At 65.1% G+C, this 15,754-nt stretch carries 19 protein-coding genes; all 19 read left to right on the plus strand.

Annotated elements, in window-relative coordinates; translation table 11 throughout:
- Nucleotides 1-42 precede the first annotated feature (42 nt).
- Nucleotides 43-1,392: a flagellar filament capping protein FliD gene (gene fliD / locus CXY73_RS19110; protein WP_104178625.1), complete on the plus strand. Its 1,350-nt coding sequence runs from the start codon at nucleotides 43-45 to the stop codon at nucleotides 1,390-1,392.
- Between the two features lie 5 nt (nucleotides 1,393-1,397).
- A complete protein-coding gene (gene fliS, locus CXY73_RS19115) occupies nucleotides 1,398-1,826 on the plus strand; it encodes a flagellar export chaperone FliS (RefSeq protein ID WP_199184377.1) in 429 nt (142 codons plus the stop codon).
- A complete protein-coding gene (locus CXY73_RS19120) occupies nucleotides 1,819-2,166 on the plus strand; it encodes a hypothetical protein (RefSeq protein WP_104178626.1) in 348 nt (115 codons plus the stop codon). Before fliS ends, CXY73_RS19120 begins: the two co-directional genes overlap by 8 nt.
- A 260-nt stretch (nucleotides 2,167-2,426) precedes the next feature.
- Nucleotides 2,427-2,768 (plus strand): flagellar basal body protein, encoded by a 342-nt coding sequence (locus tag CXY73_RS19125; RefSeq protein ID WP_104138971.1) that lies wholly within the window; start codon nucleotides 2,427-2,429, stop codon nucleotides 2,766-2,768.
- Entirely contained in the window at nucleotides 2,765-3,154 is a 390-nt protein-coding gene (locus CXY73_RS19130; RefSeq protein WP_104138974.1) for a flagellar basal body rod protein FlgC, read from the plus strand. The genes CXY73_RS19125 and CXY73_RS19130 overlap by 4 nt, the downstream gene beginning before the upstream one ends.
- Nucleotides 3,154-3,468, plus strand: coding sequence for a flagellar hook-basal body complex protein FliE (locus tag CXY73_RS19135; protein WP_104178627.1), 315 nt, complete (start codon nucleotides 3,154-3,156; stop codon nucleotides 3,466-3,468). The genes CXY73_RS19130 and CXY73_RS19135 overlap by 1 nt, the downstream gene beginning before the upstream one ends.
- A complete protein-coding gene (gene fliF / locus CXY73_RS19140) occupies nucleotides 3,468-5,111 on the plus strand; it encodes a flagellar basal-body MS-ring/collar protein FliF (protein WP_104138979.1) in 1,644 nt (547 codons plus the stop codon). The genes CXY73_RS19135 and fliF overlap by 1 nt, the downstream gene beginning before the upstream one ends.
- The gene (gene fliG / locus CXY73_RS19145) at nucleotides 5,108-6,151 is read left to right on the plus strand and encodes a flagellar motor switch protein FliG (RefSeq protein ID WP_104138982.1); all 1,044 of its coding nucleotides are present in this window, start codon (nucleotides 5,108-5,110) and stop codon (nucleotides 6,149-6,151) included. The genes fliF and fliG overlap by 4 nt, the downstream gene beginning before the upstream one ends.
- Nucleotides 6,141-6,770, plus strand: coding sequence for a FliH/SctL family protein (locus CXY73_RS19150; RefSeq protein WP_158253158.1), 630 nt, complete (start codon nucleotides 6,141-6,143; stop codon nucleotides 6,768-6,770). Before fliG ends, CXY73_RS19150 begins: the two co-directional genes overlap by 11 nt.
- The gene (locus tag CXY73_RS19155; RefSeq protein ID WP_104178628.1) at nucleotides 6,767-8,110 is read left to right on the plus strand and encodes a FliI/YscN family ATPase; all 1,344 of its coding nucleotides are present in this window, start codon (nucleotides 6,767-6,769) and stop codon (nucleotides 8,108-8,110) included. Before CXY73_RS19150 ends, CXY73_RS19155 begins: the two co-directional genes overlap by 4 nt.
- Nucleotides 8,107-8,565 (plus strand): flagellar export protein FliJ, encoded by a 459-nt coding sequence (locus CXY73_RS19160; RefSeq protein ID WP_104138990.1) that lies wholly within the window; start codon nucleotides 8,107-8,109, stop codon nucleotides 8,563-8,565. Before CXY73_RS19155 ends, CXY73_RS19160 begins: the two co-directional genes overlap by 4 nt.
- A complete protein-coding gene (locus CXY73_RS19165) occupies nucleotides 8,562-9,236 on the plus strand; it encodes a C40 family peptidase (RefSeq protein WP_104178629.1) in 675 nt (224 codons plus the stop codon). The genes CXY73_RS19160 and CXY73_RS19165 overlap by 4 nt, the downstream gene beginning before the upstream one ends.
- Complete coding sequence (locus CXY73_RS22135) at nucleotides 9,233-10,792, plus strand: flagellar hook-length control protein FliK (protein ID WP_158254167.1); 1,560 nt, start codon at nucleotides 9,233-9,235, stop codon at nucleotides 10,790-10,792. The genes CXY73_RS19165 and CXY73_RS22135 overlap by 4 nt, the downstream gene beginning before the upstream one ends.
- Before the next feature lie 15 nt (nucleotides 10,793-10,807).
- The gene (locus CXY73_RS19180) at nucleotides 10,808-11,233 is read left to right on the plus strand and encodes a flagellar hook assembly protein FlgD (RefSeq protein WP_104178632.1); all 426 of its coding nucleotides are present in this window, start codon (nucleotides 10,808-10,810) and stop codon (nucleotides 11,231-11,233) included.
- 55 nt (nucleotides 11,234-11,288) lie between these two features.
- Nucleotides 11,289-12,476: a flagellar hook protein FlgE gene (locus CXY73_RS19185; protein ID WP_104178633.1), complete on the plus strand. Its 1,188-nt coding sequence runs from the start codon at nucleotides 11,289-11,291 to the stop codon at nucleotides 12,474-12,476.
- A 169-nt stretch (nucleotides 12,477-12,645) separates the two neighbouring features.
- Nucleotides 12,646-13,590: a hypothetical protein gene (locus CXY73_RS19190; protein ID WP_146071823.1), complete on the plus strand. Its 945-nt coding sequence runs from the start codon at nucleotides 12,646-12,648 to the stop codon at nucleotides 13,588-13,590.
- 160 nt (nucleotides 13,591-13,750) lie between these two features.
- On the plus strand, nucleotides 13,751-13,984 hold the full coding sequence (locus CXY73_RS19195; protein ID WP_092450621.1) for a flagellar FlbD family protein: 234 nt from the start codon (nucleotides 13,751-13,753) through the stop codon (nucleotides 13,982-13,984).
- The gene (locus tag CXY73_RS19200) at nucleotides 13,984-14,853 is read left to right on the plus strand and encodes a motility protein A (protein WP_104139007.1); all 870 of its coding nucleotides are present in this window, start codon (nucleotides 13,984-13,986) and stop codon (nucleotides 14,851-14,853) included. Before CXY73_RS19195 ends, CXY73_RS19200 begins: the two co-directional genes overlap by 1 nt.
- A complete protein-coding gene (locus CXY73_RS19205) occupies nucleotides 14,850-15,716 on the plus strand; it encodes a flagellar motor protein MotB (protein ID WP_104139011.1) in 867 nt (288 codons plus the stop codon). The genes CXY73_RS19200 and CXY73_RS19205 overlap by 4 nt, the downstream gene beginning before the upstream one ends.
- The last annotated feature ends 38 nt before the right edge of the window (nucleotides 15,717-15,754 follow it).

Raw genomic sequence — 15,754 nt, forward strand, 5'->3', positions numbered from 1 at the left:
CCCCGTACTACATGATCAATCGAGCACCAGGAGAGGCATCCCATGTCGATGGCAGTCGATGGGCTCATCAGCGGTCTGGACACGACGTCCCTCATCAACTCCCTGATGACCCTCGAGGCTGGTCCCCAGAACCAGCTCAAAGCCAAGGTCACGAGCACGAACACGCTCATGGCCGCGCTGCAGGGACTGAATAGCTCGATCGCGTCCCTCGCGACGCTCGCCGGCAAGGCGACGGCGACCGATGCGCTGGACCTGTACTCGGCGAAGAGCAGCTCGACCGGTGTATCGGTGACGGCCGGGGCATCCGCTACGGCCGGCTCGATCGACATTGTTGTCGACCAGCTGGCCAAGGCTCAGGTCTCTGTTTCCAGTGCGGTCTCCGCCTGGCCCGGATCAACCTTTTCGATCACCAACACGGCGTCGGGGGTAGCAACGACGATTTCGGCCGGAACAACGAACCTCGACGATATCGTCACCGCGGTGAACGCCTCGGAATCCGGCGTCAAGGCTGTCAAGGTTGCTGCTGGCACAGACGCGAGCGGTAACCCGCTCTATCGCCTGCAGTTCACGGCGACAGCGACCGGCGCCGACAGTGCATTTTCGTTCTCTTTCGACCCGGCCGACGCGGGGGATCCCGCGATGACGCAGATCACGGCCGCTCAGGACGCCAAAGTGCGGCTCTGGGCCGGCAGCGACGCCGAGCAGATCATCACCTCGTCGACCAACACCTTCAGCGACCTGCTTCCGGGAGTGTCGGTGACGGCATCCGCTGTGGCAACCGAAGCCGTGACCATCAGCGTGTCGCGCAACGATGCCGCGGTGAGCACGATCGCCTCCGACCTGGTGAGCGCCCTCAACGGGGTGTTCGCGCTGATCTCGACCAAGAGCGCCGTGGTGAACAGCACCGACTCGAGCGGCAAGGCCGTGTTGTCGGCCGGTGTATTCAGCGGCGACAGCACGGTGCGCGATGTGAAGCAGCAGATTCTAAACGCTGCCAGCCAGCCGATCGACGGGCGCTCTCCGTCGGAGATCGGCATCAGCATCACCAAGAGCGGCACGATGGAGTTCGACTCGGCCAAGTTCGCCACGGCCATGGCCGAAGACCCGGAATATGTGAAAGGCGTGCTCGCCACGATCGCCTTCCGAGTCGAGGCCGTCGCCGAGAACGCGTCGGACAAGTACGACGGCATGATCACCTCGCGAATCACCGGGCAGGAATCGCTCGTGAAGAGCCTCGGCACCCAGATCGACAGCTGGGACGTGAGACTGGCCTCGCGGCGCTCAACCCTCGAGCGCACCTACTCGGCCATGGAAGTACAGCTCAGCAATATGAACGCACAATCCGCATGGCTCACCGCCCAGGTGAGTTCACTGACCAACTCGACGAAGTGACGACGATGACAGCAGCGACCCAGGCCCAGCGCTCGCGCTACAACCGCGACGCGGTGCTTTCGGCGACGCCGGTGCGCCTGCTAACCATGCTGTACGACCGTCTGCTGCTCGACCTGAACCGGGCCGAAGCCGCGCAGCTGCGCCAGGACTGGCAGATCGCGTCGGATAACCTGCTGCACGCCCAGGCCATTGTGTCTGAGCTGAGCACCTCGCTCAATGTTGAGGCGTGGGACGGCGGCGAGGGATTGTTCTCCTTGTATACGTATGCGTCGACGGCCATGATGAGCGCGAACACGAGCCGCAATTCGGAGCGCACGCGGGAGTGCATCGCGCTGCTCGAGCCGCTGCGGCAGACCTGGCACGAAGCGGCCGGGATGCTGCCGGCCACGCCGGCCCCGGCGGCTCGAGTCGGCGGAGTGCTCGGCATTGGCTAACCTGTCGGCTTGGGAGGCGGTGCTCGAGGACCTCGAGCTGCGAGTGGATGCTGCGGCTCGGTCGATTACGGGCGTCACCGATGGCGGGCGGGCGGGTTCCGTTTCTGGGGTGGCGGTCTCGGCAGGCTCGACCAACGACATGTGGGTGGTGCCGCGGGGGCTCGGGGCCATTCCGGCGCAACTCGCTGAACGCGTACGGGACCTGCTGCAGAACCAACAGAAGCTCATTGGCGAGCTCGAGACGGCGCGCAATCTGACTGCGAAGCACCTCGCCGCGGTGCGGGCGGTGCCGCCGAAGCGCGACGCGCGGGCATCCGTTTATCTCGACGTTGATGGCTGACCGGTCTCTCTGGGTCACCTCACGCCACGCGCTACGACGTGTCATATATTTGCCGGTTTAACCTGCGGCGATGGCCGGGAAACGGGCCTAAATTCGGCTCTACGCCGCCCAACCGGCTGTATCGCCACAATTTTTGAAATCTTTCTGCAAAACTCCTAACGCGGCATCTACCCCAGCCGATAGGTACTATCGAGCACGGATTGCTCACCATCGGGCCAAGGATTGGCCGTTTATGTCTTTCGTCGACGAAACGGGTAGTTGTGCTTGATTCCGTGACCTCTGTGGCACTCACCAGCGCACTGGATGGCCTCGCGCTACGCCAGCGCACCATCGCGAACAACATCGCCAACATCAATACGCCGAACTATCACGCCAAGGTTGTCTCGTTCGAGAACGCCCTGGCCCAGTCGGTGCAGGCTGGCGAAGGCAACGTCACCGCCGCTACGACGCGTTCCACCGAGGCGACGAACCTCAACGGCAACAACGTGAACCTCGACACCGAGACCCTCGCCAACATCGACGCTCTGCTGCGCTACCAGTTCGCGGCGAAGGCCGTTGAAGGCCCGGCGACGGCCATGCGCACCGCCCTACGGACCAACTGATGACCGACGCGATCAGCATCTCCGGCAGCGGCATGACGATGCACCGCAAGTGGCTCGACGCCATTGCCGACAACCTGGCCAACGCGAACACGGTCAAGGCCACCAACGGTCCAGCCTTTCAGGAGCGCTTCATCATGGCTCAAGAAGGTCAGGGTACCTCCGGGGTTGCCGCGTCTGCCGCTTTCGGAGACGCGGCTGGAACTCTCGTCTATGAGCCGACGCATCCGCTCGCTGATGAGGCCGGCTACGTGCGTTACCCCGACATCGACATGGCCGAGCAGATGGCACACCTCATCATGGCCCAGCGTGGTTACCAGGCCAACGCCGCCGTGGTTGACCGGGCCAAGACCGCTTACGAAGCAGCATTACAGATCGGACGTGGCTGATGCCTATTGGCGCAATCGGCTTTCCCCCCGCCATCATCGGTGCCAGCACCACCGGCGGCGTCATGGGCTCCTCGAACACCACCGCGACCGATGGGGCCGGCTTCGGCAACGCGCTGTCCGGCGCCGTCGACAACCTGCAGGGCCTGTCGTCTGCATCCAACGAACTTTCCATCCAGGCCGTCAACGGCAGCCTCGATGACATTCACACCGCCACCATTGCCAGTACCCGTGCACAGCTCACGATGGAACTCGTCGCTGCCATTCGTAACAAAGGCGTCGACGCATTCAACGAGATCATGAGGATGCAGGCATAATGCCCCGTCAGGTAAGTTCGATATTTCGCCGCTTCGGCAATGCCGTTCGCGAATTCACCGTCGCCCAGCGCACGGTGGCCATCATTGGCATCGCCGTACTCGTGCTCGGCGCATCCGCGCTCGGCATGTTCCTCACCAAGCCTGCCTACACCCCCCTATTCACCGGTCTCGGCGGCGCGGACGCCAGCAGCATCGTCGACCAGCTCACCGCAGACGGCATCAGCTATGAACTCGCCGATGGCGGTGCCAGTATCCTTGTTCCCGAAGCGGATGTCTACAGCCAGCGCATCAAGGCTTCTGCGGCCGGCCTGCCCTCCTCGAGCACCGGGGGATACTCGCTGCTTGACACCATGGGTGTCACATCGAGCGAGTTTCAGCAGTCGGTGACCTACAAACGTGCCCTCGAGGGCGAACTAGCCCAGACCATCGGAGCGATGGACGGCGTGCAGACCGCGTCGGTACAGCTGGCAATCCCGGAAGACAGCGTCTTTGTGTCTGAGAAGCACGCGCCGACGGCATCCGTTTTCGTGCAGGCCCGCAACGGTGTCACCCTGTCGAGCGACCAGGTTCAGGCGATTGTGCACCTGACGAGCGCCTCCATTGACGGCATGAAGGCCTCGGATGTGGCCGTCGTAGACTCGACCGGCACCGTACTTTCGGCTGTCGGAATTGGCGCCACCGGCTCCGCCGACAAGCAGGTTTCCGACTATGAATTCGGCGTACAGAGCGCCGTGCAGGCCATGCTCGACAAGGTCGTCGGTGTCGGCAACGCCACCGTCGTCGTCGCCGCTGACCTGAGCACCGAATCGGCCTCCCGCGTCGAAGAGTCCTTCACCTCCCCGACCGAAGCGCTCACCCTGAACGACTCGGTCGACACCGAGACCTACACCGGCACCGGCGGCGCGGCGGCCGGCGTGCTCGGCACCGACACGGCGGCCACGACAGAAGGAACCGACGGTACCTTCACCTCCGAATCCACGACCCGCAACAATGCCGTGAACAAGGTCACCGAGAACCGCACCATTCCGGCCGGATCGATCACTCGGCAGACGGTATCCGTCGCCCTCAACGCCGACGCTGCCGGTGACATCAACGTTGCCGATGTCACCTCGCTGGTCACCTCGGCGGCCGGCATCGACGCCGTGCGCGGCGACGCCGTGACCGTTGAGGTCGTGGCCTTCAGCACCGCTGGCGCGACCGCAGCGGCCGCCGCGCTCAAAGCGTCGACGGATGCCGCCTCAGCAGCGGCCACCGCCGAAATCATTCGCGTCGCCGTCATCACGCTCGGCATCGTGGCCGCCATCGTCGTCAGCCTCGTGTTCTACGCCAGGCGGTCACGCCGTCAGCGCCGCGAATCGGTCGAGATCGGCGAACTCAGCGAGACGCAGGGCATGCTCGGCGGCGTTGGCGGTGTCGGCGCTCTCACCGGACCCGGCGCCAACCCTTCGAACTCTGCCATGGCCGGTCCTGGCTCCCTGTTCTTCAACCCGACCGACCTGCCGACCCAGGTCATTCGTACGGTTCACTTTGAACCGACGGAAGCAGACATCCGTCGTGGAGAAATCGACGCACTGGCTCAGAACGACCCCCGCGGCATGGCTGAGCAGCTGCGCGGCCTGATGGATGACCGGCAGAGCGCATGACCGAGACCGTAGCGATCCCCACGGTCGCCCGAACGGATACTCCCCTCACCGGCACCCAAAAAGTCGCCGTCGTGCTCATGAACATGGATCGCCAGCGCGCGACCGAGGTCATGAAGGAATTCACCGAGGTCGAGGCCGAGGATATCGTCTCCGAGATCGTGCAGCTACGCAAGGTCGACTCCAGCATCGCCGAGGCGATTCTGACCGAGTTTCACGAGATGACCCAGCGCGGTGGGCGTCACGCCCGCGGTGGCCACGACTTCGCGATGGGCCTGCTCGAAGCCTCCTTCGGCGCCGAGCGTTCGGCTGGCATGATGACCCGCGTGGCGACCTCGATGGCCAGCAAGGCGTTCGAGTTTCTCGACTCCTCCGAACCCACCGATGTGCTCAACCTGCTCGACGGCGAAATGCCGCAGACCATCGCCCTCGTACTCGCGCACCTGCGCCGCGACCAGGCTTCCGGTGTGCTCACCGGCATGGACCCGGCCCTGCGCACCGATGTGGCACGCTGCATCGCCACGATGGGCAGCGCCACCCCCGAATCCATCCGCGTCGTGACCGAGTCCCTCAAACAACGGGCGGGTTCCCTCGCCTCTCGCGAGGTCACCGAAGTCGTTGGCGGAATTCAGCCGCTCGTCGATATTCTCAATCAAGCCGATGCCGCCACCGAGCGCGCCTTGCTGGAAGGCCTCGAAGAGAGCGACCCCGCTCTGGCCGAAGAAGTGCGCTCGCGCATGCTGACCTTCAACGACATCGTCAAGCTCGAAAGCCGGGACGTGCAGCAGGTTCTGCGCGGAATCGACACCACGGTTCTCGCGATGGCGATGAAGAGCACCACCCTCGCGGTCTCCGAAGTCATTCGTGCGAACCTGTCCGAGCGCAATCGCGACGTGCTCGACGACGAGATCCGCAGCCTAGGCCCGGTTCGCATGAGCCAGGTCGAGGATGCCCGTGCAAGTGTTGTGCGCGCCATTCGCGACATGGAAGCCCAGGGAATCATCACTGTGCAGCGCGGATCGGACGACGAATATGTCAGCTGACACCGTTTTCGGTCGAATCTCCTTTCCCCGCCTGCACAACGACGAGCGCATCCGCGCCGACGAAACCGCGCGCGCTCAGGGGCACGCTGCCGGCTACGCCGAGGGCCTGCGGGCAGCGACGGTCGAGATCGATCGCGTCAAGCTCGACCTTCAATCGGAAAGCGAAGAGGGCGCGCGTCTCGTAGCGGCGAAAATGGATCGCGGAGTGCGCGTGCTGAATGCCGCAGCAGCCGCCCTCGACCAGCGCAGCCTGCCGGTGCTGGGCGACGCCGAAAACACTCTTTTGGCCTGCGCGCTGCAGCTGGCCGAGGCCATTATCGGCAACGAGCTCAGCCGCACCGAGCCATCCGCTCGACGGGCCCTCGACCGCGCCATGCGCGCCGTTGATGCCGGCGACCGCACGTCGGCCCACAGCATCCGCATGAATCCCGAAGATCTGCCGCTTCTCGACGCGGCGACCGTGCGCCTCAGTGGCGTAACCTTCATTTCCGACGCGGAAATCAATCGCGGGGATGCCATCGCCGAATTCAACGACGGAATTCTCGATGCCCGTATCGAGACCGCCCTGGCGCGCGCGAAAGAGATTCTGCTTGCCGATGTCGCGGGGCAGACCCCATGACCGCGACGACAACGTGGCGCCCGCACGCCGACGCCTTCGCCTCGGCTCTGCGTGTCGCACACCCCGAGCGTATCGGCGTCGTGTCGTCGATCGTCGGCCTCGGCGTCGAGGTGCGGGGCCTGCGTTCCGCCATCGGTGACCTCGTCGTTCTCGGCGGTGAAACGGATGCCCCCGGCGTCGACGCGGAGGTCGTCGCGACCACTCGGGACATCATCCGCTGCATGCCGCTCGGACGCATGACCGGACTCCGCGCCGGTGCCCCCGCGCGCGCCGCGCACAGCCCCCTTCTCGTTCCTACCGGTTCTGGATTGTTCGGCCGCGTCATCGACGGACTCGGTCGCCCGATCGACGGCAAGGGCCCGCTGGTCTCTGACGGTGCCGTATCGCTCGAAAACGACAGCCCCTCGGCCATGCACCGCGCCCGCATCACCACTCCGCTGCACTTGGGAGTGCGCGTTCTTGACACCCTCACCACGGTCGGTCGCGGCCAGCGCATGGGCCTGTTCGCCGGCAGTGGCGTCGGCAAGTCCTCGCTGCTGTCGATGATCGCCCGCGGAACGGATGCCGAAGTTTCAGTCATCGCCCTGGTAGGGGAGCGGGGCCGTGAGGTTCGCGAATTTCTCGAGGATGACCTCGGGGCCGAGGGGCTGGCCCGCTCCATTGTTGTGGTCTCCACGTCTGACGAACCCGCCATGATGCGGATGCGGGCGGCCTTCACCGCCACCCGCATTGCCGAATCGTTTCGCGCGCGCGGCGCCGACGTCATGCTCATGATGGATTCGCTCACCCGCGTGGCCATGGCCCAGCGCGAAATCGGCTTGTCGGTCGGCGAACCGCCGGCCACGCGCGGTTACCCGCCGTCGACCTTCTCCGTGCTGGCTCGCCTGCTCGAACGCGCCGGCACCGACGAAGTCGGCTCGATCACGGGCATGTACACCGTGCTCGTCGACGGTGACGACCACAACGAACCCATCGCTGACGCTGCCAGGTCCATTCTCGACGGCCACGTCGTTCTCGACCGTAAACTCGCCATCACCGGCCATTTTCCCTCCGTCGACGTACTCGGCTCGATCTCGCGCGTGGCGTCGCGGGTGAACTCGCCGGAACAAAACGCCATCGCGACCACCCTGCGCAAGGTGCTCGCCGCGCGGTCGGGCGCTCAGGACCTGCTCGACGTCGGTGCCTACCGCACCGGCACCAACCCGCTGGTCGACGCTGCCGTCGCGCACGATGCCGCCATTAAGTCGTTCCTGCAGCAGCGGATGGATGACCAGACTCCCTCAGACGCGGCCTGGCAGCAGCTCGCCGGACTCACCAGCAAGCTGGGTGGCGTGCAATGATTCGTCATTTTCCGTTGGCGGGCCTGCTCCGCTTGCGCCACCTGCAGCAGGACCAGGCGGCGAGCGACCTTGCCGAAGCGAATGCGCGAGTAGCCGCGAATGAAGCGCGTCGCGGCCGGGCACGGTCGGCCCTCAGTGCCACGGCGATCACGCCGGACACCGTCGCAGCCATGAACGCCATGGCCGCCGCACGATCGTCGTCCCGCAGCATGCTGGCCGACCTCGACGCCCTGGGCCGCAACAACGCCGCGTCGCTCGCAGAGGCGCAGGCGGCCTTCGATGCGGCTCGCGCCGAAGCGATCGCCCTGGAGAAGCTCGAGGTTCGTCACCACGAAACCGCCCGGGCCGAAGACCTTCGCGCCGAACAAATCGTGCTCGATGAAATCGCTTCGACGCGTTGGCACCGAGACCGCACCGACACTCCAACCTCGCCCCAGAAAGGTGATTCAGAATGACCATGATTGCCGCTATGGGACGCATCGAGCAGATCCAGTCGATGATGCAGCAGCTCGCCTTCGGGCCGCGCGCGGCGACGATCACTGCTGCGGCAGCCACGGCGACCGCCGCAACAGCTTCGGCCGACAGCTTCGCCGCTTCCATGGCTGCGGCAGTGGGCACGGCCGGCGGGGCATCCGCTGCCGGGACATCTGCTATTGGAGCGACGAGCGGAGCGACCGGAACCAACGTCGTCGACGCCGCCAAGAAGTACCTCGGTGTCCCCTACGTCTTCGGTGGTGAGGACGCGAGCGGAATGGACTGCTCCGGCCTCGTGCAAAAGGTATATTCCGATGTTGGAATAGCTATGCCCCGACTGGTTTCCGGCCAGATGCAGATAGGCACCGAGGTGGCATCGCTTGCCGAAGCCCTGCCCGGCGACCTCATCGTCACCGGCGGCGGCGACCACATTCTCATCTACGCCGGCGACAACAAGATTATCCACGCACCATACCCCGGGCGCGACGTGTGCCTGCGGGACGTCTATATGTCAGATTCGGAGATCACGACCATTCGTCGCATTATTCCCAGCATCACGGCGGGAACCACGGGCGCTGCCAGCGCAACAGTGCCTACGACAGAAATGTTGAGCGCCGCCTTCGCTGCCATTGCCAAGGGCGGCGCAGCATGAGCCTCGCACTGAACCACCTCCGTTCCGGCGGAGCAGTCGGCCTGACCGGCGCCCCCGGGACGGGCGCTGCCACCGGCACTCCGGCGGCCGGAGCCAACGGTTTCGCCTCGGCCATGGCCGATTCCGTCGCTGACCTCCAGGCCGCTCGCCGTTCAGCCACAGCGGATGCTGACCGCGCCCGTTCCGCCCACGAGGCTCACGCCGACGACCGTGCTGCTGCGCGAACCGCCGATCGTGCGAGCGAATCTACCTTTGCAGGCTCGATCACGTCTTCGGCCAATGATTCGTCGGCCAACGATTCAGTGGCCGCCGACTCAGTGGCTACCGATTCAGCAGCTGCCGACTCAGTCGCCGCCGAATCCGCTGTTGACCGGGCCGCCGCCCGAAGCGCGAATGATGAGCAGTCGTCGATCGAGCAGGATCCCAGCTCGACCGAATCGACATCTGCTGTGAAGTCCGGCGACACCGCAGCCGCTGGCGCTACCCCGATGCAACTCGGCGCTGTCGCTGTGGACAAGTTGGGCTTCGAAACAGCCCACGCTGCCGCCGGAGCGCTCGGCGCTGCCCTTACCTCCGGTGTGTCGGTGGCCAGTGAAGTCGCCACCAGACCAACTGCTGCCGGTCCCGCCGACGTTGATGCTCTTGACGTCAACACCGCAGCAACGAGCGCGACCACCGGTGCAGCCGCCGTTAGCGCAGCTTCGAGCCAGGCCGGTGCACTAGCCGCGCTGTCCGCACCCTTGAACGGGTTCGCCGCCCGCACAGCCTCGACCCCGGCTGCGGCGTCCGTTACCGGCACCGGCACCGACGCATTGGCATTGCCGGGCAGCGCGACCGTTGCCGGCATCGCGCCGACCGCGCCGACCGCGCCGACCGCGCCGACCGCGCCGGGCGCGCCAGCAGGGTCGGCCGCAGCGCAGACACCGTCCACGGCACCGACGGCCGCTGCAGCCACGACCCTGACAGCAATGGCGAACGAAGCCGGTCGCGGCCCGAAGCTCGGCGCCGTGCGCATCGTCACGACGGATGCTCCAGCTTCGTCCCCGACACCCAGCCTGGCCGCGCCGGCGGTACCAACGGCCAACCTGACGCCGGTCGCGGCACCCGCGCCCGTCGCATCCGCTTTGCCGGTGCCTTTGGCCGCGCAGATTGCCAAGCCGCTGTTCTCGCTGGCCAATGTGGCACCCGGCCAGCACACGCTGACCATCACAGTGAACCCCGACAACCTCGGCCCGGTCACCGTGCGTGCTCACGTATCGCTCGACAATATTCGGGTGGAACTGTTTGCTCCCACCGATCTGGCCCGCGAAGCCTTGCGCGCCATCATGCCCGACCTGCGCCGCGACCTGGCCGGCGGGGGACTGAGCGCACAACTCAATCTTTCGTCACAGAACCAGGCGGGCGATCTGGCGGGAGACTCGGCGGGCACCAAGCAGCCGCGGCCCGAGCAAGCGCCCGAAAACCTGCTGGCGCGCGAGCGCGACATTGCTAATGGCGAGCAACCCCTTCGCCCCTTCACATTCGGATCCGCGTCGACTATCGACGTAATGGCTTAGAAAGAGAGATCAACCATGCCAGTAGACGCAGTAGCCGCCGGGGCCGCCGGGTTGTATTCCGGCGCGACCACCCGCACGCCGAGCCAGTCGATGGACTCGGAGGTGTTCATGAACTTGCTGGTTACCCAGCTGCAGAACCAGGACCCCTCCTCGCCGATGGACACCAACCAGATGATCGCCCAGACCACCCAGCTGGCGATGATGGAGAAAATCACCGAGATGGCCACGGCCAGCCAGGAGAGCTTTTCGCTGCAGATGCGCTCATCCGCTGCCGCGCTCGTCGGCCAAACCGTCACCTACACGATGGATGACGGCACCGAGGCGACCGGAATCGCTTCCTCGGTCTCGTTCAAGGACGCAGTTCCGCAGGTCACGATCGGAGGCAAATCGATTGTCCTCGACGCCGTCTCCGGTGTGACCACGGCCGCTTCCTCCTCTTAACGTCGCGACACCCACACTTTTTACCTTCATTCGCTTTCTTGAAAGGAACATTCTCATGCTTCGTTCTCTCTACTCCGGCATTTCTGGTCTTCGCTCGCACCAGGCCATGCTCGACGTCACCGGCAACAACATCGCCAACGTCAACACCACAGGCTTTAAAGCCTCGGCCGCTCAGTTTCAGGACACGCTCTCGCAGCTGACTTCTGGCGCCGGCGCTCCCCAGGGCGAGGTCGGTGGCACCAACCCGGCCCAGATCGGCCTCGGCGTGCAGGTTGCCGGTATCTCCACCAACTTCTCACAGGGCTCCTCGCAGGCCACCGGCAAGTCCACCGACCTACTGATCTCCGGCGACGGCCTGTTCATCACCAAAATGGGCGGCGAAACCCTCTACACCCGCGCCGGTTCCTTCGACTTCGACTCCGCCGGCCGCCTGGTCACGCCCGACGGCGCCATCGTGCAGGGCTGGGGTGCCAACAACGGCGTTGTTGCCGACGGTGGTCCGACCAGCAATATCACGCTGCCGGTCGGCGCGATCATCGGTGCGACCCCCACGACCACTGCGGCATTCGGCGGTAACCTGCCCTCCGATGCTGAAGACGGCACGGTCCTGACGCGCGACTTCGAGGTCTTCGATGACCTCGGAGAGTCGAGCACCGTGACGCTCACGTTCACGCGCGACCTCACGTCGACTCCCGACGGCTGGACCGTTGCCGACAAGGCGAACACCACGTCGACGACGTTGACATCCGGAACAGGTACTGCCACCGGCACCTTCACGGGGGCCGGCACGTTGACGGTTGGCGGCATTGTCATCGATCTCTCCGAGCTCAAGGGTTTCTCCGGACTCACCAGCGTCTCCGGCGCTGCGGACGACGGCAACGCCGCCGGAACCCTCAACTCCTACACGCTCAGTGCCGACGGAACACTGGTCGGGCTGTTCAGCAACGGTGAGCAGCTCGCCATCGGCCGCATCGCCCTCGCCAACTTCGTCAACCCCGGCGGACTCGAGAAGGCCGGCGGCTCCGCCTACCGCGCCACGTTCAACTCGGGCGAACCTGCCGTGGGTACCGCTGGCACCAACGGCCTCGGCTCGCTTTCGAGCGGCGCCCTCGAAATGTCGAACGTCGACCTGTCGCAGGAGTTCACCAACCTCATCGTCGCGCAGCGTGGCTTCCAGGCCAACGCCCGCATCATCACCACCTCCGACGAGGTCCTCCAGGAGCTCACCAACCTGAAGCGCTAACCCCGCCTCCGGCGGGCCAAAGGGGCACCCTTCAAGTCCGACGGGTGCCCCCTTTCTTTCCCCGCCCTCAGCCTCAGTGGACAACTTCGGGTGGTTCCGGACCGCCCGCACCCCACAAAGTTGTCCACTCACCCCAAGCCTGTGCATAACCTCAACGGGCGAGCACGGAATGCGTCATCCTCTTGTCGTGACCGAACGCCGCAACCTCCCGCCGCACCTGCAAACCCACCCCTTTACCGTGGCTCGCGGCACGGAAAACGGGCTGTCCACCGGGCGCATGCGCGCCAGCGACCTGGCCCGCCCATTCTGGGGCGTGCGCATACCGGCATCCGTTTCGCTGAGCGTGCGCACCCGGTGCTCCGTCCTCGCCACACGTATGCCGGTGGGCAGCTTCTTCAGTCACGACACGGCAGCCCTGCTGCTGGGTGCACCGCTGCCGCTCCATCGCTCCGGCGTTTCCACTTCCCTGCACGTGGGTGTTCCCCTGCCCGGCCGCGCCCTGCGGCTGAATGGCGTCACCGGACACTCCTTGGCCGTGCACGACACCGATCTGATCGACTGGTTCGGCCTCAGCATCACGAGTCCGGCACGCACTTGGTGCGATATCGCTAACACCCTGAACCTGCGCCAGCTGGTCGCGGTGGGCGACTTTCTGGTCCACTGGGAATCATCCCTGGCCACCTTCGACGAGCTCGCCCGCGCCGTCGACGGCCATCGGCGCGGAAAGCTGCTCCTGCACAAGGCTCTCCTGCTGCTGAGCGACCGCGCCGAATCCTCGCCGGAGTCTGAGCTGCGGGTCGTCGTGGTGACGAACGGTCTGCCGCACCCACTCGTCAATGAGAACGTCTTCTCCGCCTCCGGACGGTTTCTGGCGCGCGCGGACCTGTACTTCAAGGACTACGGCGAGCTCCTCGAGTATGAGGGCGACCAGCACCGAACCGACCAGCTGCAGTGGCGCCGAGATCTCACCCGCACTGCCGAGCTGGAGTCCGAGGGACTGCACGTCACCCGGGTCAATGCCGAGGACCTGCGACACGAGGCTGCGCTCGTGGCGCGGATCGCCCGCAACCTGCAGCGTCGCGGGTGGCTCGGGTCTGCCCGGCCCGTTCAGTAGACAACTTCGGCGGGTGATCGGGGGCGCGCACCCACCGAAGTTGTCCGCTGAACTGATGCGGCTGGATCCGGGCACCTAAGCGACCTAACGCCAGTCGCGCAATGACCGACAGTAGCGGTTGACACCTCGTCTGGGGGTGCCAAAAACCAGGGAAGAGCTCATGATCGTACTCACGCGGCTGAATGAAAGCCACTTTGCGATCAATCCCGACCTGATCGAACGCATCCACGCCAACCCGGACACGACGCTCGTCATGGTTGATGGTGCCAACTTCATCGTGACCGAATCCATGGACGAAGTCATCGAAAAGATCGCGAGCTATCGGGCTCACGTCATTGCCCTCGCCTATGACCCGACGGCCAGTGACCTGCCGCGGGGCCCACGGGCCATCTAGTGGATCCCGCAACACTGATCGGTATCGCGCTGGCCTTCGGCTCGCTCGTTGCCATGATCACCCTCGAGCACGCGTCGGTGATGTCCATTCTTCTTCCCGCCCCGATGATCCTTGTCTTCGGAGCGACCATCGCCGTCGGTATCGCCGGCGGAACAGTGCGAGACAGCATCACCGCATTCAAGGCTCTCCCCGGAGCGTTTCGAGGCAAGACCACACCGCCGGTGCAGGTTATCGACCAGGTGGTCGGCATCGCCGAGACCGCCCGCAAATCGGGCCTGCTAGCCCTCGAGCAGGAAGCCGACAACGTGTCGGACCCGTTTCTGCGCGGCGCCCTGCAGAGCATTGCCGATGGCACCGACGGTGACGAGCTGCGCATGCAGCTCGAAGACGAAATCGCCACCAAGGCTAGATCGGGGCGAAGCGCCTCGAAGTTCTTTACGAGCCTCGGCGGCTACGCCCCGACCGTCGGCATCGTCGGTACCGTCGTGTCGCTGACTCACGTGCTGGAGAACCTGTCCACCCCCGAGACCCTCGGACCAATGATCGCCACCGCGTTCGTCGCCACCCTGTGGGGCCTGCTCTCGGCCAACTTTCTCTGGCTTCCCATTGGCGCGCGGTTGCGCCGCCTGTCGGACATTGAAATCGACCGCCTCACGCTCCTGATGGAGGGAGTTCTCGCCGTGCAAGCCGGCAGTCAGCCGCGTCTGCTCGGCGAACGCCTGCGTGCCATGGTTCCGCTCGAAGACCTGCCCAAGGGTGAGGCGAAGGCGAAAGCTGCTGGAGCGGCGGGCGAGGTGCCCGCCAGCAAAATCAAAACGAAGTCCAAGGGCAAGAAGTCCGCGGCTGAAGACAACGCCGAAGCAGCATGAGCGCGCGCGGACGTAGACGCAAGGGCCACGACGACGAGCCCGAGTTCCACGACGAGCGGTGGATGGCCTCGTACATGGACATGGTCACCGTGCTGATGTGTATGTTCATCGTGCTGTTTGCCATGTCAACGGTCGACCAGAGCAAGTTTGAAAAGCTCGCCAATTCGCTCGCCACCGGTTTCGGTGCCGTCGAGGTCGGCAGCATCGACACCGCTGAAGGCGTCGTCGTCCCCGCCGAAATGGTCGACGACGTGGCCGAAGGGTTCATCGACAAGACCCTCACCGATGCCCAACAGGCCGTGGCCGAGGTTGCCTCATTGAAAGCGACCGAAGAAAGCATCAATGCCAACCTGTCGGCCGCCGGTATGGCTGAGCGGGTGGAATTCTTTATCGACGAGCGTGGGCTGACTATGGGGCTGGTGGGAACAGACTCCTTCTTCGCCCCGGACAGCACCGCGCTTAGCGCCGTTGCCGTGGCCGTGCTGGATGCTGCCGCACCGGCCATCATCCACTCCGCACTGCAGATATCCGTTGAAGGCCATGCCGACAAGCACGGACAGTCGGCGACCTTCGCCACAGACTGGGAGCTCTCCTCCGGGCGGGCAACCCAGGTGCTTCGGCGTCTGGTCGAGCAGGGTGGTGTCAATCCCGCCCTTATCGGCGCCGTCGGTTACGGATCGGCCAGGCCGGTGTCCCAGGGAAGCAGTCTCTCGGAGATGGCCCAGAACCGGCGCGTCGATATTGTGCTGCTCTCCACCCTGCCCGATAGCGTGCGAGATCTGATTCCCGCGGCCGTCGATGGCACACTGTCGCAGGACACCAGCGAAACGGAAGACAGCGCCCCAGTTACATCGGGGCATTAGGCAGCATAAACGACCTTTCCTCAACTTCTAACATTTCG

It is taken from the genome of Cryobacterium sp. Y50 (assembly GCF_002929805.1).
Classification (GTDB): Bacteria; Actinomycetota; Actinomycetes; order Actinomycetales; family Microbacteriaceae; genus Cryobacterium.